We start from the raw sequence: 23,944 nt of genomic DNA, 5'->3' as shown, positions 1-23,944 counted from the left end.
CTCTTCGGCTCACTGGCTGAGCAGGAACACCGAGCCCTGCTCCTCGGCTGCGTGATCGACGGACGCATCGACGGACGCATCGACGGACGCATCGACGGACGCATCGACGAACGCGAAGACGTCGGCGGCCCTGGCCCGGTGCAGACCGCCGGGCTCGCCGCGGCGCGCGGCGCCGGTCGCCATCGTCGAGCGCGCCCCGGACGCCACCTCGATCCGCACGACCTCGTCCGCGCCCCGGCTCACGTCGCGCGCGAGCACGAACAGCGCCGCTTCGTCGCGCGTCAGCGCGAGGCCGCACGGGTAGCCGACGCGCAGCCCGGTCGCGAACGGGCTCACGAAGCCGTCCTCGATCCTGAAGATGGTCGCCGTCCCGTCGGGGCTCGCGAGGGGGTCGCAGACGAAGACGTCGCCCCCGCGCGCGACGGCGACGCCGCTCGGGTCGACGAGCGGGCTCCCTGTGGCGATCGCGGAGGCCTCGCCGCCGCGCGCCGGCACGGAGAACACGCCGGGCTGGCCGCCCTCGCGAGCGCGCCCCGAGAAGACGAGCCGCGCCTCGCCGTCCGCGCCGTGGGCGACCTCTAACCCCCGCGCGCGCAGCCCCTCGCCGCCCTGGACCGGCGTGACGGCGCCGCCGGGCAGCTCGATCGCAAAGAGGGCGCCGGCGTCGTCGAGCGCCGAGCTGCCCGCGCCCGGATCGGCCACGAAGAGGCGGCCGCCGTCCGTGCTCGCCGCGATCCCGAGCGGCGCGACGAACGGCGGGCCGACCGCGATCGCGGCGGCGCTCGCCCCGCCGCGCGCGCTCACCCTGAAGACGCCGGCCCTGCCGCTCGCGTCGACGCCGGTGAAGTACACGTACGCCGCGCCGGCGTCCGGCGTCGCGTCGAACGCGAGCGCCGGGGCGAGGGGCGCGATCGCGTAGGGCGCGTCGCCCCCTGCGCCGCCCCCGCCCCCGGTCCCGCTCGCGGCGCTCGCGCCTCCCGTCCCGCCGGCAGAGCTCGCGTCCGTCCGTCCAGGCGCGTCCTTCGCGCGGCTGCAACCCAGGTTGCCCGCGGCGGCCGCGAGCGACGCGACAGCGCACAGCACACCGGCGCTTCGCCGGAAGTCCCCCCTGGCTTCCGTCATGCCTGCTCCTCCCGGCGTCGCTCGGCGTCGCCGCCCCTGCGGCTCGCGCGGCTCGCTCGCCGGCGCGCGCTGCGGCAGCCGAACGGACGCGCTGCGCCGGACGCGACCCGTTCTGCCACGACCCTCCCGGGTCGAGTAGGCCGCGGCCGCGCCGCGCGCGAGAAAGCCGCGCGCACCCTGCCTCCCGTGTCCGGGGGGGCCCGCCTGCCCTCAGGCCCGGGAGCGACGCCGCGCGGGAGGGCCGGACGCCCTTCCCCCGTCGACCCGCTGACAGCCCCGTTTTATAAGGACATCCATGTTCGATGTCGCTCGGTCACTGTATGCACGGGCGTTGGAGGACATCCGTGCGGCGGGTCTCTACAAGGAAGAGCGGATCCTCGCGACGCCGCAGGGGCCGGCGATCCGGACCGAGGGCGGCGCCGAGGTCCTCAACTTCTGCGCGAACAACTACCTCGGCCTCTCGTCGAACCTGGCCGTCATCGCCGCGGCGAAGGAGGCGATCGACTCCCACGGCTTCGGCCTCTCCAGCGTCCGGTTCATCTGCGGCACGCAGGACCTGCACCGTCGGCTCGAGTCCAGGATCGCCCGCTTCTTCGGCACCGAGGACGCGATCCTCTACTCGTCCTGCTTCGACGCGAACGGCGGCCTGTTCGAGACGCTCCTCGGCGAGGAGGACGCCGTCATCTCGGACGCGCTGAACCACGCGTCGATCATCGACGGCATCCGCCTCTGCAAGGCCGAGCGGCACCGCTACCCGAACGGCGACATGGCCGCGCTCGAGGAGATCCTCCGCAAGACGTCCGGCAAGCGGCTCCGGCTCATCGCCACCGACGGCGTCTTCTCGATGGACGGATACCTGGCGAAGCTCGACACCATCTGCGACCTCGCCGACAAGTACCGCGCCATGGTGATGGTCGACGACTCGCACGCGACCGGGTTCATCGGGCCGACGGGGCGCGGGACCGCGGAGCTCTGCGGGGTCATGCACCGCGTCGACGTGATCACCTCCACCCTGGGCAAGGCGCTCGGCGGTGCGAGCGGCGGCTTCACGACCGGCCGGCAGGAGATCGTCGATCTGCTCCGGCAGCGCTCGAGGCCGTACCTGTTCTCCAACACGCTCGCGCCCGCGATCGCCGGCGCCTCGATCGCCGTCTTCGACCTCATCGACGCGGAGCCCTCGCTGCGCGAGCGGGTGATGGAGAACGCGCGCCGGTTCCGGCAGGGGATGGCGCAGGCCGGCTTCACCATCAAGCCGGGCATCCACCCGATCGTGCCGATCATGCTGGGCGAGGCGCGCCTCGCGAACGAGATGGCGAAGGCGCTGCTCGCCGAGGGCATCTACGTGATCGGCTTCTCGTACCCCGTCGTGCCCAAGGGCGAGGCCCGCATCCGGGTGCAGCTCTCCGCCGCGCACGAGCCCGCGCACGTCGATCGGGCGATCGACGCCTTCCGGAAGGTCGGCCGCCAGCTCGGCGTCGTCGGCTGAGCGGCTCAGTAACGGAGGATCACCTTCGGGTGCTTCGAGATGGCCTCCTGGAAGGTCGCCGTGTCGTAGTCCTTGAAGTCGAACACGGTCCCTTCGCCCCGGTTCAGGATGACCTCCCAGAGGAGGTCGTGGATGTTCGGGGAGCGCGACTCGAGCAGGTGGCGCGTGATGTGCCACGTCTCGAAGATGCGGCGGCCGACCACGCCGTGCAGGGTGAGCCCGTTGACGATGACGCGGTCGAAGTCCTCGACGACCGCGTCGCCGCTCTTCAGCCCGAACAGGATGACGTCGCCCCCGCGCCGCGTGGCGCGGATGGCGTTGTTGACGCTGCTGTTGAAGCCGCTCATCTCGAGCGCGACGTCGACACCCACGCCGTCGGTGAGCGCCCTGAGCCGCTCCGTCAGCTCGGGGTCGCTCGCGTGCGGCCGCTCCGATCGCCCCGTGTTCGGGCGCAGGACCACGTCCGCTCCCAGGCGGCGCGCCATCTCGGCGTTCTCCTCGGACGGCTCCACGCCGATGACGGAGGTCGCCCCCAGCGCGCGGGCGATCGCGACGACGAAGAGCCCGATGCTGCCGCAGCCGAAGACGGCCACGCGCTTGCCGCGGAGGTTCACCTTGGTGCACGCGTGGACGGCGTTGCCGAACGGCTCCTGCACCGCGGCGACCTCCGGGCGGATCTTGGTGATGTCGGTGCGCCACAGGTTCTTCGCGGGGAGCTTCACGAGCTCGGCGAAGCAGCCGTCCTCGCTGATGCCGATGATCTTGTCGTCGGCGCACACGTTCGTGTCACCGGCGCGGCACTGGTAGCAGGCGCCGCAGATGATGTGGCTCTCGGTCGAGACGATGTCGCCGACCTCCAGGCCGAAGGTCCGGCGCGCGTCAGGGCCGAGGGCCACGACGCGGCCGAGCAGCTCGTGACCGACGACGCGCGTCGACTTCCGGTCGCGATCGAGCGACTTGAAGATCATGTCCTTGAAGGCGGTGCGGAACCAGATGCCCCGATCGGAGCCGCAGAAGCCGGTCATGATCGGCTGAACGAGCACGCCCGCGCGGTCGCGAGGGTCCTTGCCCTCGTCGAGCGTCGGGCGCTCGACCTGGCGCTTGACCAGCCCGACGGTGGACTCCCACGGGTCCTTCTCGCGATCGTACGTCAGCGCCCACATCGTCTCGCTCATGCGCCTGGCTCCAGGTCTGGGTTCGAGGCGCACCGAGCTGGCGCAGGGGCGCCTCAGGCGCGTGTAGCGTGGCGCGCGGACGAGCGAGCGCCATCATAAAATTACGCTGGGGGTGCTTACTTCTTCAGATCGATCGGCCTCTTCAGCTCGATCTTCTTCCGCCCCGTGCCACCGTCCGCCGCGCCCGCGTCGGCCCCCGCGCCGGTGCCGGACGCGCCGGCGTCGGTCCCCGTACCCGTGCCGGACGCGCCCGCGTCGGTTCCCGTACCCGTGCCGGACGCGCCCGCGTCGGTTCCCGCGCCCGTGCTGGACGCGCCCGCGTCGCTGCCGGTCGTCCCCGCGTTGCCGCCGGTCGGGGCGCCCGCGTCGCCGGTCGCCTTGGGGGCAGCCGCCGCCGCTCGGGCGTCGGCCTCGGTCGCGGTCGTCGCGCGGCTGTCGTTGGCCTTGAGCTCGATCCACCCGAGCGTGGGCTGGCCGCCGCTCTGGAAGGCGACGAGCATCCAGTCCTGGTAGCTCGCCTTGAGGTCGACGATCGCGCCGTTATCGAGCCGCGCGAGCTCCTTCGACTTCGCGTCCGCCGCCTGGTACGCGGCGAACTGCTGCAGCAGGCGCCGGCGCCCGGGCTGGGGCTCCATGGTCGGGTACGTGGCCACGTACCCCGCGGTGAGGTCTGGCGTGGCCGGCGCCACCGGGGTCGCCGTGGCCGTCACCGCTCCGTTCGTCGTCGAGGCTTCCTCCCTGCTGCACCCTGCTCCGGCGAGCAAGCTGCCCGCGAGCACCAGGCTCCACATCTCGACCGTACGTGCCATCGTCTCCTCCGTCGCCTCGAGCCGGGGACTCGCTACATCGGCCGCGAGGCGAGGGCACCGTACACGAGCACCACGGGGAGCGCACCCGCGTGCGTGCCGGTCATCTGGCGGGCACGTCGGTCAGCGCGGGCCATCGCGGCGAGCGTCGAGCAGCGCAGAGCGCGCCGAACAGAGCGCAGACCGCGCCGATCAGCGCTTGGACGACGCGCGCGCGGCCGGCGGCGGCGGGGTCGTCTCGGAGATGGGCGGACGCTCCCGCAGGCACCTGTCGAGCCCGTCATGCAGGGCCGCCTCGTGCGCGCCCGGGAGCTTCGGGCGGCCCATCACGTTCACGAAGAGGCGGTCGTGCGCGAAGCCGCCGCCCGGGCCGAGGCTCATCCACACGAACATCGCGCGTCCCTTGATGTTCTCGAAGGGCACGCCCGCGCCGAGCTTGCCGCGCCACTCGCGCGAGTCGTGGCTGTTGTCGCGGTTGTCGCCCATCACCCAGACCTCCTCCTCGGCCACCTTGAAGGGACCGCGGGGGATGCCGCACACGCCGGCACGACAGCTCAGGCCTGGCGTGCAGTCCTCGTTGTCGACGCACATCAGCTTGTCGGGGTTCGCGTCGTAGAGCGTGAAGTACGACCTGTCCCCGAGGTACTCGAGGAACAGCTCGGCCTGGCGGCTCTCGTAGCGGTACGGACCGACGTGACAGTGTGGGACGAGCCAGCCGTTGAGGATCGGCCGGCCGTTGATCACATCCAGCGTGTCGCCCGGGACGGCGATCACCCGCTTGATGAAGTCCTGCTCCTTGTTCTCGGGGAACTTGAACACCATCACGTCGCCGCGCGCCGGCGGCAGGCGGGAGAAGAGGCGCTGGTCGGTCCACGGGATGAGCGGACCGTAGGTGAACTTGCTGACGAAGATGTGGTCGCCGACCATGAGGGTCGGGATCATCGAGCCGCTCGGGATCTTGAACGCCTCGACGACGAAGGCGCGCAGGATGAGCGCCACCGCGACGGCGATGCCGATCGACTCCGCGTACTCGCGCATCTCGCCCTTGCGCCAGCGGCCGAGGTGCTCGCCGACCGCGCGGTCGGCGCGGCTGTGGGCGGCGTCGAACTCGTCGGCGTCGAACGTCTCGGCGCTCATCGCGCGCTCGAGCGACGCAATCGCCTGCGCCACCTGCTCGCGCTCGCCGCTCGTCAGCTCGCGCTCGACCTCGCGCTTGCGGCTGCGCAGGATGCGGTGGGCCTCCTCCAGGAGCGCGGCGGCGTCCTCGAAGCGGGCGCGCGCCTTCGGCGGGATGTCCCGGCGGCCGCCGACCCCGATCGCCGACGCGAACGGCAGGTCGTGGCGGAACCGCCAGAGGATCATCGCGAAGATCGTGAAGAGGACGATGCCGGCCGGGATCTGCTGCTCGCCGACGAAGACGCGGAGCGGCTGGGTGCTCGCGCCCGGGGACGACGGGGTGAGCAGCCAGACGTTCGCGACCGCGAGCGCGAAGGGCACGAGGCAAATCCACACGAGATGGAACAGGAAGCGCAGCAATCGGCCATCCTTGCCGCCGGGCGGCGGAGAGCTGCCGGTCGAGCGCGGGTCCGCGCCGCCGGCCGGCTTGGCCGCGCTGACGCGGGGCTCCGGGTTCGCGCTTCCCCTCATCGAGGGCCTGAACTCCGAGTTTGAGGGCCGATTGGCCGCGACCGACGGTACGCTCTGGGGTTGATCATCGGGGCGCGGCGGCAAGAGAGAGCTTATGTATACGCCGACCCCCGCCGCGGCAAGTGCGCAGGCGCGGAGAGCGACGCGCGGTCCGTCGGCGCCATCTCTGTCGTGTTGGTTCTCCCTGCGCCACGCGCGCGGCCGTCGTCACGGCGCGTCCCCGACCTCGACGGCGTAGCTCACGAGGGCGGCCCGGTCGTCGCGGGCGTATGTCGTCGGCTGCGTCCGCCCAGCGGCGCTCGTGTTGTCGATGACCAGGTAGTACTGCCCCTCGGGCAGCGGCACCGTCCGCCGCCACGGGGCGCCCGAGTACACCGGCTCGTCCAGCAGGGGAGCCGCGACGAGCGGCGCCGGCGCCGGCTGCGTCAGGTAAGCCTGGAGCCACTGCTCCCCGCTGCCGCGCGGCACGAGGATCACGTCCACGCCCGGCGCGCCCTCGATGGCGATCGTGAGCGTCATCGCCTCGTCGCTGCCCGTGATCTCCAGCGGCCCGATGTAGTCGCGCTGGTCCTGGTGCACCTCGGTGCGCTCGTTCGCCAGGAGCAGCCGGCCGTTGTCGCGGCGCTGGTAGGGCTCGCGGGGCCGCTGCCCCTTCTCGATGATGCCGAGGCCGAACTGCACCGCGCCGTCGTCGTCGCGGATGACCGTGAACCCACGCGCGATCTCGGTCTTCACGAGCTGGGCGCCGAGCGCGTTGGCGTACGCGCTGCCCTGGGCGAGCGACACGCCGCCGAGCGAGATGGCGGCCGGCTGCTCGACGAGCCGGGTCGTGAAGCTCGCCGCCGTGGTCGAGCGCTGACGGAAGTACACGTACATCGTGTCGCCATCCATCAGGAAGTCGTGCTCGTACTCGACCGCGGCGCTCGCGTCGAAGCTCATGCGCTTCGTCAGGTTGGTCCAGACCACGCCGCTCCCGCCGAACTGGAGGAAGAGGTTGCCGTTCGCGAGCTCCTGGGCGACGCAGGAGCCCGGGTAGAAGCGGCCCGTCACCGGATCGTCGTCGCGGAGGCGCAGCGGCACGCTCCGCTTCCGCATCTCGCTGCAGAGCTGGCTCGTCGCGAAGGCCAGGATGGCCCTGCGGAGGGACAGGTTCCCCGGATCGTTCACGACGCCCGGCATGACGCCGAGCGCGCCCTGGCCGCACGCGCCGCACACCGTCCCGAGCAGGGAGATGCAGAGCGCGAGGCCGAGCGCGCGCAGCGCGGCGGTGCGGAGGAGCATGGGCGCAGCATAAACGAAACGCCGGCGGGTCGAGCGGCGCGCCGCGTCGCGCGGCGCGGGTCACGTCGCTTTCGGCCCGGCGCGCCGGGGGTGGTAGGGTCGCCGCCATGGCGAACGTCGCAGTGATCGGGGCCGGCGCCTGGGGTACGGCGCTCGCGAAGTTGCTGGCGGACAAGGGCAACCCCACCGCGCTCTGGGCGCACCAGGGGGAGCTCGCCGAGCGGATCGGCCGCGAGCGCCAGAACCACCGGTACCTGCCGGGCGTGGAGCTGCCCGAGAGCCTGCGCGCGACGAGCGACCTCGAGGACGCGCTGCGCGGCGCCGAGCTCGTCGTCGTGGTCGTGCCGTCGCACGCGCTGCGCGAGGTGGTCCGCGAGGCCGGCCGCCACATCCCGCGGGACGCGCTGGTCTGCAGCGCGACGAAGGGCATCGAGAACGACTCGCTGATGCTGATGAGCGAGGTGCTCGTCGACGAGCTCGGGCGCGCGGCCGAGCCGCGGCTCTCGTACCTGTCGGGCCCGAGCTTCGCGCGGGAGGTCGCCGCCGGCCAGCCGACCACCGTGGTGGTCGCGGGCAGGAGCGAGCGGGAGACGCACGCGGTGCAGCGCCTGCTCGCGACCGATCGGTTCAGGGTCTACTGGTCCGACGACGTCGTGGGCGTGGAGGTGGGCGGCGCCCTCAAGAACGTCGTCGCCATCGCGGCGGGCATCGGCGACGGCCTCGGCCTCGGGCACAACGCGCGCGCCGGGCTCATCACGCGCGGCCTCGCGGAGATGGCGCGCATGGCCGCGGCGAAGGGGGCGAACCTGCTCACGCTGGCGGGGCTCTCCGGGATGGGCGACCTCGTGCTCACGTGCACGGGCGAGCTGTCGCGCAACCGCACCGTCGGCTTCGAGATGGGCAGGGGACGGAAGCTCGACGAGATCCTCGCCGGCCTCGGCCACGTCGCCGAGGGGGTGAAGACGGCGAAGAGCGCGTACGAGCTCGCGAACAAGCTGGGCGTGAGCGCGCCGATCTCGGTCGAGGTGTACCGCATGCTCTACGAGGGCAAGCCGCCGCAGCAGGCCGTCGTCGACCTGATGACCCGCGCCCTCACGAGGGAATGAGAGGGGGTAAGGAGAGGGGGAAGGAGAGGGAGCGAGACGCGGAGCCGGCCCGCGGGAAGGCACTTTCTCGCGCTGCGCGCGCGCGTCGCCTTTCGTGAGCGTGTAAAGTGGCGGCGCGATGAACACACGACCTCTCGCGAGTCTCCTCTCCGCGCTCCTCGTGTCGAGCGTCAGCTGGACGGCCTCTGCCCAGTACGGCGCGCCGCCCTACGGCGGCCAGCAGGGCGGCGCGTACGGGGGCCAGTACGGCGGCGCGTACGGCGGCTACGCCTATCCGCCGCCGCAGCAGAAGAAGACCCAGCCGAAGTCGACGCCGCTCGAGGTCGGCTATCTCTACGCCACGTCGGTGGCCTACGGCGTGGGGACGGGCATCTGGTTCGACGCGGTCGCCGGCATCGACGACCCTGGCGTGCAGTTCATCGCGCCCGCGGTCCTCGGCGTCGCGGCGCCCGTAGGCGTCTACTTCCTCGACCAGCCGCCGATGCCGCGCGGCCTGCCTTCCGCGATCGCGACGGGCATGGTGATCGGCGCGGGCGAGGGGCTGGGGATCGCGTCCTACCAGTACGTCTCCGCGAGGAAAGGCAAGGAGTGGGGCTTCCTCGGGCTCGCCACTTCCGAGGTGATCGGCTCCACCGTCGGCGGCGCGGCGGGCCTGGGTTTCTACTACCTCCTCCGGCCCAAGCCGCAGACCAACATGCTGCTCGCGTCGGGCGCCGTGTGGGGCACGATCATCGGCAGCGAGTTCGGGGCCGCCGCCAGCAACGGCAGCTGGCGCGAGTCGAACGACAGCGTGTCGCTCGGCGGCCTGATCGGCTTCAACGTCGCGACAGCGGGCGCCGTCGGCCTGGCCATCGCCTGGACGCCCTCGTGGAACCAGCTCGCGTGGATGTGGGGCGGCCTCGGCATCGGCACCGTGGTGTCGTTGCCCATCTACTTCGCGTACATCGGCAGCGATCACGACCCCCGCCGCGGCCTCATCGCCCAGGGCGCCGCGGGCACCCTCGGCCTCGTCGCGGGGGCATTGTTTCTCGGCAAACCGGACCCCGCCGGCGAGGTCGCCGCGAGCGAGGAGCAGCGCGCCCGTCCCCCGTTCGCGCGCGTGCTCGGCGGCAGCCTCGTGCCGTACCGAGGCGGCATGGGCGCGGTCGTCCTCGGAGAGCTCTGGTAAGCAGCAGTGCGCCGGACAACACGGCTGCGTGGGGCCGCGGCACGCCTGCTATGCTCCTCTCGATGCCGACCCTGAAGTATTTTGTCTCCGAGGGCGCGCCACGCCTGTACAGCGTCCACAAGCCAGTCACGACGATCGGCAAGGCGCTCGGAAACGACGTCGCGGTCACGGGGGCGGGGGTGCTGGACCATCACGCGCAGATCGTGTTCGACGGGCGCGATTTCGTGCTCGAGGAGTGCGAGCGCGACGGGGAGATCGCGATCAACGGCAAGAAGAAGCGGCGCGCGCGCCTGGTGCACGGCGACAGGCTCCAGCTCGGCGCGGTCGAGGTCGGGTTCTCGATGTTCGCCGAGGCGCCGACCGTGCAGGAGCGGCTGCCGGTCGGCGCCGACGGGGAAGAGCGGCCCGCGCCCCCGCAGGGCTCCTCGGAGCTCGCCGGCGTCCGCAAGCTGTTCGCCTTCAGCGAGAAGCTCATCAACCGGCGCAGCGTCGACGAGCTCCTCGAGGCGATGCTCGACGACGTCATCGAGCTGACCCACGCCGACAAGGGGTTCCTGCTGCTGCTGGAGGGCGCGGAGGCCGCGGCCGACACGGCGGTCCGCGGCGGCGCCATGGCCGCGCCCACGGCGGGCGGCGATCGCAAGCTCGCGGTGCGCGCGTCGCGCAACGTCCGCAAGGAGGCCATCACCGACGCGGCCGGGGGCATCTCGGACAGCATCGTGCGGCAGGTGATCGCCTCGGGCCGCCCCGTGATCGTCTCCGACGCGCTCGCCGACACGCAGTTCGGGCGGAGCGACAGCGTCATCGCGATGAAGCTCTCCAGCGTGATGTGCGCCCCGCTCCTGTCGCAGGGCCAGATCATCGGCGCGCTCTACGTCGGCAACGACAAGATCAAGCACCTCTTCGACCGCGCCCAGCTCGACCTGCTCAGCATCTTCGCGTCCCAGGCCTCGCTCATCCTCCAGAACGCGATGCTCCTGAACGCCCTCCGGGCCGACAAGGCGAAGCTCGTCGCCGAGCTGCACGACAAGAAATTCGGCGAGATCATCGGCGCTTGCCCGTCGATGCTCGAGGTGTTCCGCAAGCTGCAGAAGGTCGCGGCTACCGACATCAGCGTGCTCATCACCGGGGAGACGGGGACGGGGAAGGAGCTCATCGCGAGGGAGCTGCACCGGCGCAGCCCGCGCGAGGGCGGCCCGTTCATCACCATCAACTGCGGCGCCATCCCCGAGAACCTCATCGAGAGCGAGCTCTTCGGCCACGTGAAGGGCGCCTTCACCGGCGCCATCGCCAGCCGCCCAGGCAAGTTCCAGATCGCCGACAAGGGCACGCTGTTCCTCGACGAGATCGGCGAGCTCCCGCTGAACCTCCAGGTGAAGCTCCTCCGCGCTCTCCAGGAGCGGGTCGTCTTCCGCGTCGGCGACTCGAAGCCCGAGAAGGTCGACATCCGCATCGTCGCGGCCACGAACAGGAACCTCGAGGAGGAGATCCGCACCGGCAACTTCCGGGAGGACCTCTACTACCGGCTCAACGTCGTGAACCTGTGGCTCCCGCCGCTCCGCGAGCGGGGCGACGACGTGCTCATCATCGCCAAGGTCCTGCTCTCGAAGTACGCCGATGAGCTCGGCAGCCCCGTGCGCGGCTTCAGCCCCGCCGCGCTCGCCGCGATCAAGAAGTACTCCTGGCCGGGCAACATCCGGCAGCTCGAGAACCGCATCAAGAAGGCGCTGGTCCTCTGCGACCAGGCCCTGCTCGCCGTGGAGGACCTCGACCTCGGCCCCGGCGCCGAGACGGCGGTCATGCCGCTCGAGAAGGCGAAGGAGGAGTTCCAGCGGCGGTACGTGCTCGAAGCGCTCGAGCGCAACAACGGCAACCGCACGCAGACCGCCCGCGACCTCGGCGTCGACCCGCGCACCATCTTCCGCTACCTCGAGAAGGAGCAGAACCCGATGCCGAGCGGGGCCGGCGGCGTGGCCCGCGATCCGACCGAAGCGTGATGGAATACAACCCCGAGGGGCCCTTCGCAGACCCCTGTCCGACCAAGACCCGCGCCGACCTGGAGTGGGACCGTATTCTCGAGGCGCTCGCCGAGCGCTGTGCGTCGCGCGCCGGGAAGCGGCTCGCCCGGGCCCTCCCGTTCGCGTCCACGCGCGCCGAGGCGCTCACCATGCTCTCGGAGGTGCGCGAGGCGTTCGAGCTCGCCCGGGCCGGTGAGCCGCTGCCGTCGCGCGACGTCGCGGAGCTCGAGGACGCGCTCGACCGCGCGCGCATCGGCGCCGCGCTCGCGAACGAGGAGCTCCGCGCCGTGCTCGGCCTGCTCGAGGCCGCGCGCACGGCGCGGCAGTACCTGCAGAGCCGGCGCCAGATCGCGCCCACGCTCTACGCCGCGTGCGCGACGAACCCGGAGCTCGACGCCGTCGCGCGCGAGCTCGCGGCGGCCTTCGATCCGGACGGCACGCTCTCGGATCGCGCCTCGCCCCGCCTCGAGGCGCTCCGCGCGGAGCGGCGCGCCGTGCGCGACCGGCTCGTCCGCCGCCTCGAGGACCTGATCCAGAAGCACGAGGACATCCTCCAGGACCGCTACTGGACCGAGCGCGACGGGCGCTACGTGCTCCCGGTGCGCTCCGACGCGCACGAGCGCTTCCCCGGGATCGTCCACGCGACGAGCGCGAGCGGCGCCACCGTGTTCGTCGAGCCGCGGGTGCTCGTCGAGACGGGCAACCGCATGAAGATGGTCGACGCCGAGGTAGCGCGCGAGGAGCTCGCGATCTACGCGGCGCTCACCGCCCGCGTGGCCGAGGACATCGAGAGCGTCGCGGCCGCGGCGCGCGCGCTGGCCCACGCCGACGTGAGGGCCGCCGCCGCGCGGCTCGCGCGGGACCTCGACCTCACCTTCCCGGACGTCCCCGAGGACGCCTTCGCGGATCGAGGCGCCTCGGAAGGCGCGGCGCGCCCCGCCTCGATCGTCCTCCACGGCGGCCGCCACCCGCTGCTCGCGCTCGACGGCGTGAAGGTGGTCCCGAGCGACCTCTCGATGAGCGCGGGCCGGGCGATGATCGTCTCCGGGCCGAACGCCGGCGGCAAGACCGTGGCCCTGAAGACGCTCGGGCTCGCGGCGCTGATGGTCCGCGCGGGCCTGCCTGTCGCGGCGCGGGAGGGCTCCCGCGTCGCGCTCTTCGACGTCGTGCTGACCGACGTCGGCGACGAACAGAACCTCCACAAGAACCTGTCGACCTTCAGCGCCCACGTGCAGAACCTCGGGCAGATCCTCGGCGAGACGCGCCCCGGCGCCCTCGTGCTGCTCGACGAGCTCGCCGGCGGCACCGACCCGCGCGAGGGCGAGGCGCTCGCCGCGGCCGTGCTCGACTCGCTCTGCGCGCGCGGCGGCACCGTCGTCTGCACCACGCACTACGAGGGCCTCAAGGCGCTCGCGCTGGGCGACCAGCGCTTCGAGAACGCCTCGGTCGGCTTCGACCTCGCCACCATGAGCCCCACCTTCCGGCTCGTGGTCGGCGTGCCCGGCGCCTCGAGCGCGCTCGCCGTCGCGCGGCGGTTCGGCATCCCGGCCGCCGTGCTCGAGCGGGCCGAGCGCTTCCTCACGAAGGAGGCGGTCACCTTCGAGCAGATGGTCGAGAAGCTCTCCGCCGAGCGCCGCGCGCTCGAGCTCGCGCGCGAGGACGCCGAGCGCGAGGCGGCCGGCGCCCGCGCCAAGCGGCGGGAGCTCGACGGCGAGATCGGGCGGCTCCGGGAGAAGGAGCGCGCCGTGATCACGCGGGAGGGCGAGGCGCTGCTCGCCAGCCTGCGGCGCGCGCGCGACGACCTCAAGGCGGCGCAGTCGCGCCTGCGCGGCAAGCCCTCCGAGGAGGACGTGCGGGCGGCCGCCCGCGTCATGGACGCGGTGGGGCAGAAGACGTCGATCGGCGGCGAGCTCGAGCTGCGCCCGAAGGAAGAGCCGCCGGCGCGGCCGGCGATCGATCCGGCCGCCGTCCGCGTCGGCGCCCGCGTCTACGTGCCGCGCCTGCGGGCCGAGGCCGAGGTGGTCGAGGTCCTCTCGGGCGGGCAGCTGCGGGTCGCCGCGGGCGCGCTCAAGCTCACGACGTCGATCGCCGAGCTGCGCGGCACCGGCGCGCCGCCGGCCGCCGCGGCGCCGCCGCAGCGCCGCGTCGACCTCGACGCGGCGGCCGATCCGGACGTCCCGATCCAGACGGCGGACAACACCGTGGATCTCCGCGGCCTGCGCGCGCACGAGGCGGTCGCGATGGCCGAGCAGTTCCTCGACCGCTCGCTCGGCGCGGGCCGCAAGGTCACGTTCTTCGTCCACGGGCACGGCACCGGCGCCCTGCGCGACGCCGTCCGCGAGGCGCTGCGCGCGAGCCCCTACGTGGCGCGGCTCCGCCCGGGCGGCCCCAGCGAGGGTGGCGACGGCGTCACCGTCGCGTGGCTGAAGTGGTGATCGCGGGCGTGCGCGCCGCGGGGCTCTACGCTGAGCGCTGAGCGCTGAGCGCGCTCAGCCTGCTCAGCGGTCGCGATCGACGCGGCCGAGGTTCTCGGCGACCCGGTCGAGCACGCCGTTCACGAAGGCGCCGCTCTCCTCGCTGCCATAGCGCTTGGCCAGCTCGACCGCCTCGTCGAGGATGACCGCGCGCGGCACCTCCGGGTGGTTCATGAGCTCCCACGCGCCGAGCCGCAGGACGTTCCTGTCGACCCGCGCCATCCGCTCCAGGCGCCAGTTCGTGCTCGCCTTGCGGATCGCCTCGTCCACGGCCGCGAGGTCCTTCGCGACGCCGAGCACCACCTCGTCCGCGTAGGCGCGCCCCTCCGGGTCCCCCGGCGTCTCGCGCCAGAAGGCGGAGACCACGCGCGGCGCGGAGTTCCCGCCAGCTTCCAACGCGAACAGCATCTGCAAGGCCGCTTCACGGCCGGTCGAGCGCGCACCCATCTCTCAGAACCTTCGTCTACAGGCCAGCGGCGTCCAGCGACGCCCCGAGCGCGAGCATCTCGATCGCGCTGACGGCGGCCTCCCACCCCTTATTGCCATGCTTTGTGCCCGCCCGCTCGACCGCTTGCTCGATCGAGTCGGTCGTGAGGACCCCGAACGTGACCGGCACCCCGGTCTGGAGCGAGACGGTCGCGATCCCCTTGGTGACCTCGGCCGCCACGTAATCGAAGTGCGGCGTCGAGCCCCGGATCACGGCGCCCAGGGTGATGATCGCGTCGACGCCCTTCTTGTGCGCGAGCCGCCCCACGACCGTCGGCATCTCCCACGCGCCCGGGACGCGGACGATGGACGTCCGCTCGAGCGAGCCGCCGTGCCGCGCGATGGCGTCGAGCGCGCCCTCGACCAGGCGGTCGACGATGAAGTGGTTGAACCGGCTCGCCACGAGCGCGAAGCGCGACCCCGGCGGGACCACCAGGTTCCCTTCGATCACCCTCGCCTGTGCCTGTCCGACCGCCTGCTCTGCCATTCGCCGTTCCTCTCTCCTGCCGCGCGGGGGGCGCGGCCCTTGCGCTCGCGATCGTGTCGGAGCGTAATTCTACATGTGCGCTGCGCGCCCGCGCGGTCGCGCGATCGCTTGGCCGCGCGTCAGGCCTCGCCCTTCATCGAGACGAGCGGCACCCGCTCGGCCACGGTGAGCCCGAACCCGGTGATCCCCGCGATCTTCGGCTGGCTGTTCGTGAGTAGCCGGATCTGGTGCACCCCGAGGTCCGCCAGCACCTGCGCGCCGAGGCCGAACTCCCGCAGCGTCCACGGCTGCTGCGCCTTCACCACGGGGCTGCTCTCGTCGGGGCCCGGGCCCTTCAGCTGCTCCAGCTCGCGGCTCAGGTCCCCTCGCGAGGGGATGTAGACGACCACGCCGACGCCGGCGCTCTCGATCGCGAGGAGCGCCTCGCGCAGGTTCGAGCCGCCGTCGAGGGGCGTCGAGCTGAAGAGGTCCGCGATGGTCGAGCCGGAGTGCACGCGGCAGAGGATCGGCTCCGGCGTCGCGACAGCGCCCTTGGTCAGCGCGAGGAACTGCCTCGGCTCGTTGATGACCTCGTAGACGTAGGCGGTCCACTCCGTGCCCGTGAGATCGAGCCGCAGCGTCCGATCGCTCACGCGGCGGACCAGCCGCTCGGTCTGGAGCCGGTACTGGATGAGGTCCGCGACCGTCACGATCAGCAGGCCGTGCTTCGCGGCGAACACCTCGAGGTCCGGCATGCGCGCCATGCTGCCGTCGTCGTTCATGATCTCGCAGATCACGCCCGCCGGCCGCAGCCCGGCCAGCCGCGCGAGGTCCACCGACCCCTCGGTCTGCCCCGTCCGCACGAGCACGCCCCCGCGGCGCGCCTTCAGCGGGAAGACGTGCCCCGGCGTGACGAGATCCTCGGGCCTGGCGTCGCGCGCGGCCGCGACCCGGACCGTGTGCGCCCGATCGGCCGCGCTGATCCCCGTCGTCACCCCGGTGCGCGCCTCGATGCTCACGGTGAAGGCGGTGCCGAGCGGCGGCCCGTTCCGCCCCGGCGCCGACATCATCGGCAGCTCGAGGCGCGCGACCTGCTCCTCGTCGAGGGCGAGGCAGATGAGGCCGCGCCCGTGCATCGCCATGAAGTTGATCGCCTCCGGGGTCACCGCCTCCGCCGCCATGCAGAGGTCCCCTTCGTTCTCGCGATCCTCGTCGTCGACCAGGATCACCATCTTGCCCGCGCGGATGTGGTCCAGCGCGGTGTTCACCCGATCGAGCACCGCCTTGTCGATGGTCAACCGATGAGGCATCGGACCCCCGGAGGTCATGTCCTGGCCGAGCTTGCCGCTCGAGGCTGACACAGCCTCACCAGAATCCCCCCGCGCGCAGCTTTGCGAGGAGTCGTTCGTCGTGATCCGCATGCTCTCCCGTATTTCCACGCTCCTCGTCGCGCTGGGCAGAGGCGCCGCCCTCGCGCGCCTCTCCGCTCGATCGGCCCTGCAGGCCGGCGAGCGATGCGACCTCGAGCGTCCGCGCCACGTAGCGCGCGAGCACGTCAACTTCAAGGTTGACGGTCGCGCCGGGGCGGAGCTCACCGAGGAGCGTCCGCTCGATGGTGTGCGGGACCAGCATCACCTCGAACCAGGTCTCCGCGGCGCCTGGCGTGGACACGGCGTTCAGCGTGAGGCTCGCGCCGTCGATGGCGATCGAGCCCTTGGGAGCCAGGAACCGCGCGAGCTCGGCTGGCGCGCTCACCGCGAGGCGGATCGCGTCGCCGGATCGCGACTGCTCTCTCACGCGGCCGAGCCCGTCGACGTGGCCGAGCACCACGTGTCCGCCCATGCGCGCGCCGAGCGGCGTCGCCCGCTCGAGGTGGACCCGCGCGCCGAGCGTCAGCGCGCCGAGCGTGGTGCGGCCGAGGGTCTCCGAGGACATGTCGCACTCGAACCCGCCGGGCGCGATGCGGTCGACGGTCAGGCAGGCGCCGTTCACGCTCACCGACTCGCCGAGCGTCAGCGGCCCGAGGTTCGCCTCGATGAGCGCGCGGGCCACGGCGCCGCCGCTCCGGCGGCGCAGGACCCCGATCGTCTCGACAAGCCCGGTGAACATCGCCGAAGCCCTCTGCCTAGTCCTTCGGGGTGCGGTGCCCCTGGCTGGTCAGGAGCTTGTCGATGAGCCCCTGCGAGTAGCTCGACAGCTCGGTGAAGACGACCCCCATCCCCTGCGGGTCGTCGTGCACGCGCACGACCTCGCCGACGCCCTCGATCGTCTCGATGTCGTCCATGATCACGGTGAACCGGAGGTTCACCTTCGTCCCGACGGCGAGCGGCGTCTTCGACCGCACGAACACGCCGGTCCGCGAGATGTTCGTCACGTACTCGTTGATGAACGCATCGTAGGACTCGAACTCCTTGTTGATGGTGACGCGCTCTTCCCTGCGTCCCGTCTTCAACGACTCGCTCTCGCTGCTCTCCGAAGAACCCTGATCGTCCGCCATGGCGCCTTACCTGCCTTGCAGATCGAACTGCTCGAGGTGGTACTCCTTCCGGGGCACGAGATCGATCCGGCGCTGGAACAGCCGCTCCGCCTCTTGCACGGCGATGCGCTCGTCGTTCTTCAGGAGGTCGATCACCGCCGGATGCGCGTTGACCACGACCGAGTAGCCGGGCAGGTTCATCCGTTCGCGCCGTATCTGCCGCAAGATCTCGTAGGCGACGGTCTGCTTCGACTGCAGCTGGCCCGTCCCGTCGCAGTAGAAGCACGGCTCGAGGATCGTCCGCCCGAGGCTCTCGCGCGTCCGTTTCCGGGTCATCTCGATGAGGCCCAGATCGGAGATCCGGTTCAGCGTGGTCTTCGCCTTGTCCTTGGAGAGCAGCTCCTCGAGGCGGCGCCGCACCTTCTCCCGGTTCTGGGCGCGCTCCATGTCGATGAGGTCGAGGATGATCAGCCCGCCGATGTTGCGGAACCGGAGCTGATAGGCGATCTCCTCGACCGCCTCCATGTTCGTGGTCAGGATCGTCTCCTCGAGGTCCTTCGACCCCTTGCCGACGAACCGCCCCGTGTTCACGTCGATCGCGGTGAGCGCCTCGGCCTGATCGATGATCAGGTGCCCCCCCGAGGGGAGCGGGACCTTCCGCGACAGCGCGCGCTGGATCTCGTCCTCGATCCCGTACGCGTCGAAGATCGGCTCCGTCCCCTCGTAGAGCTCCACCGCGTCGGCGCGCTCGGGCATGAACATCTCGACGAAGCGCCGCAGCCGGATGTACTCCTCGCGGTCGTCGATGACGATCTTCTCGATGTCGTCGGTGAAGAGGTCGCGGGCGGTCTTCAGCACGAGATCGAGCTCGGTGTAGAGCCCCGCCGGAGCCCTCACGCCGCTCTCGCGCTTCTTCGCCACCTCGCCCCAGAGGCGCACGAGGTAGCCGACGTCCGCCTTGAGCTGCTTCTTCGTGAGGCCCTCGGCGAGCGTGCGCACGATGAGCCCGCCCTGCGGGGGCTTCATCGCCTCGATGGCCTCCCGCAGCCGGGAGCGCTCCTTTTCCGAGCCGATCCGCTTGGAGATCCCGATGTGATCGACGGTCGGCAGGTACACGACGTAGCGGCCGGGCAGCGAGATGTGGCTCGTGACCCGGGCGCCCTTCGTCCCGATCGGCTCCTTCGAGACCTGGACGATGACCTCCTGGCCCTCGCGGACGACCTCGCGGATCGGGGTCGACTTCGAGATGCGCGGCGGCTCGTTCTGCCAGTTGCGGGAGCCTTGCTGGCCCCGCGCGGCGCTCTTGCCCTTGCCGTCCCGCGGCTGCTCGCGACCGCGCTCACGCGTCCGCTGGTCGCGCCCGCGCCCCTCGCGTCCGCCCTGCTGCCCTCGTCCGCCGCGGTCGCGCCCTTCACGCCCCTCGCGCGGCGCCTCGCGGCCTTCGCGCGTCTCGCGCCCCTCGCGCGGCGCCTCACGCCCCTCGCGCGTCTCGCGGCCTCCACGCCCCTCGCGCGGCGTCTCGCGCCCCTCGCGGCCTTCGCGCGGCGTCTCGCGGCCTTCGCGCGGCGTCTCGCGGCCTTCGCGCGGCGTCTCGCGGCCTTCGCGCGCCTCGCTCCCTTCACGCCCCTCGCGCGGCGTCTCGCGCGCTTCCGCGGGGGCAGCCCCCTCGAGCGCGGCGCCGCCCTCCAGGTTGGCGCGCCGGTCGCGCGTCCGCCCCGACCGCCGCACGCGCGCTTCCCGCCGCCCCCGCGAGCGCCCGTTGCGCGCCCGCGCTGCCGGCGGCACCTCGTCGCCCGGCGCTTCCGGCGCGACCGCCGCGCCCTCGACGGCGGGCGGCGCGCCCTCCTCCTGCCCGACCGGCGACGCGCCCGCGGCGCCTCGGGCGGCGGGCTCATCCGGCGCGCCCTCGTCGGCCTGCGCCTCGGCCGGTCCGCTGTCCCCGGCCTCGCGCAGCGTCTCCGGGCGCTCTCCGGCCGCGCTCCACACGTCGGCCGTCTCCTCCCGCGGTGGGGAAGCAGGCTCGACGTCGTAGGCGGGCGCGTCGAGGTCCTCGTCCTCTTCCGAGGCCGCTTCCTCCGGCCCCGCGTCGTCGGCGCTCGCCTCGTCGGCGTCTCCGTCTCCGCCAGGCGCGACGAGCTCCTCGTCGTCGTCGTCCTCGGCGCTGTCGAGCCCGCGCTCGCCGTCGATCTCCGGGCCGGGGATGTCGTCGGCCTCGTCGAGCGCCACCATCGTTCCCACACCGGCGAACGCCTGTCCGGACGGGCTCTCGAGCACGTCGAGCGCCGTGGGCAGATCGATCGGCACGTCGCTCGTCTCTTCGAGCGAGCCTTCCGCTTCGAGCGCGGCCTCGGCCTCGAAGCCTTCCTCGGCCCCGAAGTCTGCGCCCTCATGAGCCTCGTGGTGATCGGCGGATACGCCGGGGCTCTCGGGCGCGGCTTCTGCGCCGGATAGCTCGTGCACCTCGCTTTCTTCGGGCCCGGGCGCCTCGCTGGCGCGCGCGGCGCGGCCTCGCGAGGAGGCGCGCTCCTCCTCCGCAGGACGGCGGTGCCCTGCCAGGTACGCCTCGAAATCGTCGGGCCGGATCAGGTCCTCGACGTGGAGGAAGGCTGCTCGCTCGAGCCCCACGTCGATGAACGCGGCCTGCATCCCGGGCAATACGCGGCTGACCTTGCCGAGGTAGATGTTTCCGAGCGTCCCCTTGGAGCTCTCCCGCTCGAGATGCAGCTCAGCGATGATCCCATTTTCGATCAGCGCGACGCGTGTCTCGCGGATGTCCACATTGATGACGAGAAGGTTCTTTCCCATGTCGGATGCCGCACATCGGCGGCGCCGCCAAGCGTTACCACGGGTTGCCCGGGCCATGAAGGCGCAACCCGGAGCGCGCTGCGCGATTGAGGTCGCAGCGCCCGAGGCCGCCGAGGCGGCCCGGCCGCCACCCGTGAGCTACCTCGCGTACGCGCCGCCACGCCCCCGGGAACGGCCGCGCCTCGGCCCGCCTCTCCCCCCGCGGGCCCTGAGCCTCGCCCGCCTGGCGGGCCGCACGGGCACGAGGGGCGCGGTTCTCGATTGCAGTGACAGCAGATTCCTCGCCCGCCGCGGCGGCCGGGCGATAGCTGCTCTGGAGGGGGGCGCACAAAACGCCGAAGGGGGCGGCCATCCGGCGCCCCCTTCGGGCATGACGCGCTGTTCGTCAGCGCCTCACTCCTGGCACACCGGCTCTTCGGATGCTGCGCAGTTTTGAGCGCACTCCTGACAGATAGTGCACTGGTCCATCGCGTCGTAGGCCTCCACCACGGCCGCGTTGTCCGTGCGGCACTGTTCTACGCACGCGTCCGGCTCCTCCTCCTCGGCGCAGTCGTCGAGACATCCCACCAGAGCCAAGCAGTCCCGATCCTTCACGCAGGTATCCCTGATCTCTTTGCACGGGCCTTCGATGGCGCACTTGTAGCAGCCCGTATTGTCGTCGCGGCCGCAGGTGTCCGTCGTCTCATCGCAGGTCGGGGTCCCCGTCGAGGAAGAGCTCGTGGTGCTCGAGCCGCCGTTGCCGCCCGAGCCGCCGTCGCCGCCCGAGCCGCCGTTGCCGCCGGCGCCGCCGCTGCCGCCGGGGCCGCCGCTCCCGGTGGTGCCGCTGGTGCCGGTGGTGCCGCTGGTGCCGGTGTTGCCGTCGTCACCGCACGCCACGAGGGCGCAGCCGGAAATCAAAAACGCAGCGAATACCCAAGATTTCATGCTCAATACCTCCACAGAACCCGACCGACCCTTCATTCGTGTACTCGGCGCCCCCCCAACGCTCGGCATGCCCGCCAAACCACCCGTGTTCCTGCGACCGGCCCCCGGGTGCACCTGTGCAGATCGTTGGCTAGAGAGAAGCATCGCGCGTGGAGAAGAGAGAAAAACAGCCACGCAAGTGGTTTTTACACGCTTGGGATCGGCCGCGCAACGGCGTCGCTCGCCCCGGCACGCTCCTGCCAGCGCGCTCTAAGCGGTTCTGCTGGCCGATCTCTCGCTGAGCATGATTCACGTGGGCGCCGGGTCGCCGTCAAAATTCTGCTAAAGCGGGATGTTTCCGTGTTTCTTCGGCGGGTTCTTGTCCCGCTTGTCGCGCAGGAGGTCGAGGGCTCGGGCCAGCCGACTGCGGAGCATGCGAGGGTAGATCACCTCGTCTATGAAGCCGAGCTCGGCCGCCTTGTACGGGTTGGCGAATTTCGTCTTGTAGTCCTCGACGAAGCGTGCGCGCGCGGCGGCCGGGTCGGCCGCCTGCTGGATCTCCCTGCGGTACACGATGTTCACCGCGCCTTCCGGGCCCATGACCGCGATCTCGGCCGTCGGGAAGGCGAGGTTGTAATCGGCGCGGATGTGCTTGGACGCCATGACGTCGTAGGCGCCGCCGTAGGCCTTGCGGGTGATCACCGTCACCTTGGGCACCGTGGCCTCGGCGAAGGCATAGAGGAGCTTCGCCCCGTGGGCGATGATCCCGCCGTATTCTTGGTCGATCCCCGGGAGGAAGCCGGGCACGTCGACGAACGTGACGAGCGGGATATTGAAGCAGTCGCAAAAGCGGACAAACCGTGCCGCCTTGATGCTTGCCTTGATGTCCAGGCAGCCGGCGAGCACCTGGGGCTGGTTCGCGACCACGCCGATGGGCGCGCCCCCGATCCGGGCGAACCCGACCACGATGTTCTGCGCAAAGCGCTCGTGGATCTCGAGGAGGCGGCCGTCGTCGACCACGGCGCGCACGACCTGCTTGATGTCGTACGGCTTCGACGAATCGGCCGGGACCATCGCGTCGAGCTCCGGCACCTCGCGGGTCTCGGGATCGGTCGCGGCGCGGCGCGGCGGATCCTCGGTGTTGTTCGAGGGCAGGAACGAGAGCAGCTCGCGGACCTGCGCGAGCGACGCCCGGTCGTCGGGCGCCGTGAGGTGACATACGCCGCTCCTGGAGGCGTGGGCCGCGGCGCCGCCGAGGTCTTCCTTGGTGACGTCCTCGTTGGTCACCGTCTTGATGACCTCGGGGCCGGTGATGAACATGTAGCTCGTCCGCTCGGTCATCAGGATGAAGTCGGTGATGGCGGGCGAGTAGACGGCCCCGCCCGCGCACGGCCCGAGGATCGCGCTGATCTGGGGGACGACCCCGCTCGCGAGCGTGTTGCGGAGGAAGATGTCGGCGTAGCCCGCGAGCGACTCGACCCCCTCCTGGATCCGCGCGCCGCCCGAGTCGTTCAGCCCGATGACGGGCGCGCCGATCTTCATCGCGAGGTCCATCACCTTGCAGATTTTCGAGGCGTACGCGCCGGAGAGCGAGCCGCCGATGACGGTGAAATCCTGTGCGAAGACGATGACCTTGCGCCCGTCGATGAGCCCCCAGCCGGTCACGACGCCATCGCCGAGGACCTTCTGCTTGTCCATGCCGAAGTCGGCGCACCGGTGGACGACGAACCGGTCGATCTCGACGAACGACCCCGGGTCGAGGAGCAGGTCGATGCGCTCCCGGGCGGAGAGCTTGCCGGCCTCGTGCTGCTTGGCGAGGCGGTCTTTCCCGCCCCCGTCGAGCGCGCGGTGGTTCATGTCGTCGAGGCGAGCGAGCGCCGGAGGTCTGGGGGCCGTCGGATCAGCCATGCCCGCGGCCTACCATGGCCCCCCCGGGGATCGAAACCCCGTCGCGCGCGGTGACGCGACGGCGTGACGGCGCGGCGCCGCGCCCGGGTGCAACAGGGACCACAGCGGGCCGAGGTCGGCGGAAACGTGCGAAATGTGCGGAGCGCGCGTCTCGAGAGCCGCGCGAGGGGCGCGCGGACCCTGCCAGGGGCGCGCGGACCCTGCGAGGGGCGCGCGGACCCTGCGAAGGCCGCGACGAAAAATGACCGCTCTCCGGGGCGACCTCCACCCTACTCTCTTGCACAGGCGAGGTGACACCACGTACCCTGGTCGGCGCTCATTTATCCCTAGTAAATGCAGGAATTCCCGACACGTAGACCATCTGAGGACGGGGACGCCGGGGCAGCGACCGCCGCTCGGGCCCTGCCGCGCCGCGGCTCCGGAAGGAGCAGCTCGGGCCGGCGTGGCAGCAGAGCGGTCGCCAGCCACGGCACCTGACGTGTGGCGCCTCGTGGGATGCTCACGGAGCAGCGTCACGGGCAGCGCGGGAGCGCTCCGCCCTTCCCTCTCGCGGCGCCTTGCGCTCAGCCGTCCCAGCGTGGCCTTCCGACTCGCATCGCAGGGTGAGATCGTTTCGG

General features: G+C 71.8%; 18 protein-coding genes. 5 read left to right on the top strand and 13 right to left on the bottom strand.

Annotated features, from left to right (window positions below; translation table 11 throughout):
- Positions 1–9 precede the first annotated feature (9 nt).
- On the bottom strand, positions 10–1,122 hold the full coding sequence (locus WME85_RS43620) for a hypothetical protein (RefSeq protein ID WP_437830128.1): 1,113 nt from the start codon (positions 1,120–1,122) through the stop codon (positions 10–12).
- Between the two features lie 295 nt (positions 1,123–1,417).
- Here WME85_RS43620 and kbl point away from each other — a divergent pair, with 295 nt between their 5' ends.
- Positions 1,418–2,608, top strand: a complete 1,191-nt coding sequence (kbl, locus tag WME85_RS43615) for a glycine C-acetyltransferase (RefSeq protein WP_437830127.1) — start codon at positions 1,418–1,420, stop codon at positions 2,606–2,608.
- 5 nt (positions 2,609–2,613) lie between these two features.
- Here the strand turns inward: kbl and WME85_RS43610 are convergent, their stop codons facing one another.
- The 4 genes from WME85_RS43610 to WME85_RS43595 form a co-directional block, all read right to left on the bottom strand.
- Complete coding sequence (locus WME85_RS43610) at positions 2,614–3,783, bottom strand: zinc-binding dehydrogenase (protein ID WP_437830126.1); 1,170 nt, start codon at positions 3,781–3,783, stop codon at positions 2,614–2,616.
- Between the two features lie 116 nt (positions 3,784–3,899).
- Positions 3,900–4,592: a hypothetical protein gene (locus WME85_RS43605; RefSeq protein ID WP_437830125.1), complete on the bottom strand. Its 693-nt coding sequence runs from the start codon at positions 4,590–4,592 to the stop codon at positions 3,900–3,902.
- Between the two features lie 189 nt (positions 4,593–4,781).
- On the bottom strand, positions 4,782–6,236 hold the full coding sequence (gene lepB / locus WME85_RS43600; protein WP_437830124.1) for a signal peptidase I: 1,455 nt from the start codon (positions 6,234–6,236) through the stop codon (positions 4,782–4,784).
- 207 nt (positions 6,237–6,443) lie between these two features.
- A complete protein-coding gene (locus tag WME85_RS43595; RefSeq protein ID WP_437830123.1) occupies positions 6,444–7,517 on the bottom strand; it encodes a hypothetical protein in 1,074 nt (357 codons plus the stop codon).
- Positions 7,518–7,624: 107 nt separating this feature from the next.
- On the opposite strand from WME85_RS43595, the gene WME85_RS43590 reads away from it, so the two are divergent.
- The 4 genes from WME85_RS43590 to WME85_RS43575 all read left to right on the top strand — a co-directional run bounded on the left by WME85_RS43590 (position 7,625) and on the right by WME85_RS43575 (position 14,244).
- The gene (locus WME85_RS43590; protein ID WP_437304974.1) at positions 7,625–8,623 is read left to right on the top strand and encodes an NAD(P)H-dependent glycerol-3-phosphate dehydrogenase; all 999 of its coding nucleotides are present in this window, start codon (positions 7,625–7,627) and stop codon (positions 8,621–8,623) included.
- Positions 8,624–8,741: 118 nt separating this feature from the next.
- Complete coding sequence (locus WME85_RS43585; protein ID WP_437830122.1) at positions 8,742–9,791, top strand: hypothetical protein; 1,050 nt, start codon at positions 8,742–8,744, stop codon at positions 9,789–9,791.
- A 50-nt stretch (positions 9,792–9,841) separates the two neighbouring features.
- The gene (locus tag WME85_RS43580) at positions 9,842–11,788 is read left to right on the top strand and encodes a sigma 54-interacting transcriptional regulator (protein ID WP_437830121.1); all 1,947 of its coding nucleotides are present in this window, start codon (positions 9,842–9,844) and stop codon (positions 11,786–11,788) included.
- Positions 11,788–14,244: an endonuclease MutS2 gene (locus WME85_RS43575; protein ID WP_437830120.1), complete on the top strand. Its 2,457-nt coding sequence runs from the start codon at positions 11,788–11,790 to the stop codon at positions 14,242–14,244. Before WME85_RS43580 ends, WME85_RS43575 begins: the two co-directional genes overlap by 1 nt.
- Before the next feature lie 63 nt (positions 14,245–14,307).
- Here the strand turns inward: WME85_RS43575 and nusB are convergent, their stop codons facing one another.
- The 8 genes from nusB to WME85_RS43535 form a co-directional block, all read right to left on the bottom strand.
- Entirely contained in the window at positions 14,308–14,730 is a 423-nt protein-coding gene (nusB, locus tag WME85_RS43570; protein WP_437830119.1) for a transcription antitermination factor NusB, read from the bottom strand.
- 16 nt (positions 14,731–14,746) lie between these two features.
- Positions 14,747–15,256, bottom strand: a complete 510-nt coding sequence (ribH, locus tag WME85_RS43565; protein ID WP_437830118.1) for a 6,7-dimethyl-8-ribityllumazine synthase — start codon at positions 15,254–15,256, stop codon at positions 14,747–14,749.
- 119 nt (positions 15,257–15,375) lie between these two features.
- Positions 15,376–16,533: a 3,4-dihydroxy-2-butanone-4-phosphate synthase gene (ribB, locus tag WME85_RS43560; protein ID WP_437830117.1), complete on the bottom strand. Its 1,158-nt coding sequence runs from the start codon at positions 16,531–16,533 to the stop codon at positions 15,376–15,378.
- A gap of 67 nt (positions 16,534–16,600) precedes the next feature.
- A complete protein-coding gene (locus WME85_RS43555) occupies positions 16,601–17,344 on the bottom strand; it encodes a riboflavin synthase (protein WP_437830116.1) in 744 nt (247 codons plus the stop codon).
- Positions 17,345–17,360: 16 nt separating this feature from the next.
- On the bottom strand, positions 17,361–17,732 hold the full coding sequence (locus WME85_RS43550; RefSeq protein ID WP_436620621.1) for a PilZ domain-containing protein: 372 nt from the start codon (positions 17,730–17,732) through the stop codon (positions 17,361–17,363).
- A gap of 6 nt (positions 17,733–17,738) precedes the next feature.
- The gene (locus WME85_RS43545; protein ID WP_437830115.1) at positions 17,739–20,516 is read right to left on the bottom strand and encodes an Rne/Rng family ribonuclease; all 2,778 of its coding nucleotides are present in this window, start codon (positions 20,514–20,516) and stop codon (positions 17,739–17,741) included.
- Between the two features lie 393 nt (positions 20,517–20,909).
- Positions 20,910–21,440 carry a hypothetical protein gene (locus WME85_RS43540; RefSeq protein ID WP_437830114.1) on the bottom strand — a complete coding sequence of 177 codons (531 nt, stop codon included), beginning with the start codon at positions 21,438–21,440 and terminating at the stop codon, positions 20,910–20,912.
- Positions 21,441–21,761: 321 nt separating this feature from the next.
- Complete coding sequence (locus WME85_RS43535) at positions 21,762–23,327, bottom strand: acyl-CoA carboxylase subunit beta (protein WP_437304964.1); 1,566 nt, start codon at positions 23,325–23,327, stop codon at positions 21,762–21,764.
- Between the last annotated feature and the right edge of the window lie 617 nt (positions 23,328–23,944).

The organism is Sorangium sp. So ce1153 (assembly GCF_051521595.1).
Taxonomy (GTDB): domain Bacteria; phylum Myxococcota_A; class Polyangia; order Polyangiales; family Polyangiaceae; genus Sorangium.
Note: the sequence above shows the minus strand (reverse complement) of the source record. Positions and strands in the feature narration are given on the sequence as shown.

Bases quoted from the DNA above. Each gene is read 5' to 3' on its own strand.
- WME85_RS43620 (WP_437830128.1), bottom strand. From the start codon at position 1,122: ATGACGGAAGCCAGGGGGGACTTCCGGCGAAGCGCCGGTGTGCTGTGC.
- kbl (WP_437830127.1), top strand. From the start codon at position 1,418: ATGTTCGATGTCGCTCGGTCACTGTATGCACGGGCGTTGGAGGACATC.
- WME85_RS43610 (WP_437830126.1), bottom strand. From the start codon at position 3,783: ATGAGCGAGACGATGTGGGCGCTGACGTACGATCGCGAGAAGGACCCG.
- WME85_RS43605 (WP_437830125.1), bottom strand. From the start codon at position 4,592: ATGGCACGTACGGTCGAGATGTGGAGCCTGGTGCTCGCGGGCAGCTTG.
- lepB (WP_437830124.1), bottom strand. From the start codon at position 6,236: ATGAGGGGAAGCGCGAACCCGGAGCCCCGCGTCAGCGCGGCCAAGCCG.
- WME85_RS43595 (WP_437830123.1), bottom strand. From the start codon at position 7,517: ATGCTCCTCCGCACCGCCGCGCTGCGCGCGCTCGGCCTCGCGCTCTGC.
- WME85_RS43590 (WP_437304974.1), top strand. From the start codon at position 7,625: ATGGCGAACGTCGCAGTGATCGGGGCCGGCGCCTGGGGTACGGCGCTC.
- WME85_RS43585 (WP_437830122.1), top strand. From the start codon at position 8,742: ATGAACACACGACCTCTCGCGAGTCTCCTCTCCGCGCTCCTCGTGTCG.
- WME85_RS43580 (WP_437830121.1), top strand. From the start codon at position 9,842: ATGCTCCTCTCGATGCCGACCCTGAAGTATTTTGTCTCCGAGGGCGCG.
- WME85_RS43575 (WP_437830120.1), top strand. From the start codon at position 11,788: ATGGAATACAACCCCGAGGGGCCCTTCGCAGACCCCTGTCCGACCAAG.
- nusB (WP_437830119.1), bottom strand. From the start codon at position 14,730: ATGGGTGCGCGCTCGACCGGCCGTGAAGCGGCCTTGCAGATGCTGTTC.
- ribH (WP_437830118.1), bottom strand. From the start codon at position 15,256: ATGGCAGAGCAGGCGGTCGGACAGGCACAGGCGAGGGTGATCGAAGGG.
- WME85_RS43555 (WP_437830116.1), bottom strand. From the start codon at position 17,344: ATGTTCACCGGGCTTGTCGAGACGATCGGGGTCCTGCGCCGCCGGAGC.
- WME85_RS43550 (WP_436620621.1), bottom strand. From the start codon at position 17,732: ATGGCGGACGATCAGGGTTCTTCGGAGAGCAGCGAGAGCGAGTCGTTG.
- WME85_RS43545 (WP_437830115.1), bottom strand. From the start codon at position 20,516: ATGGGAAAGAACCTTCTCGTCATCAATGTGGACATCCGCGAGACACGC.
- WME85_RS43540 (WP_437830114.1), bottom strand. From the start codon at position 21,440: ATGAAATCTTGGGTATTCGCTGCGTTTTTGATTTCCGGCTGCGCCCTC.
- WME85_RS43535 (WP_437304964.1), bottom strand. From the start codon at position 23,327: ATGGCTGATCCGACGGCCCCCAGACCTCCGGCGCTCGCTCGCCTCGAC.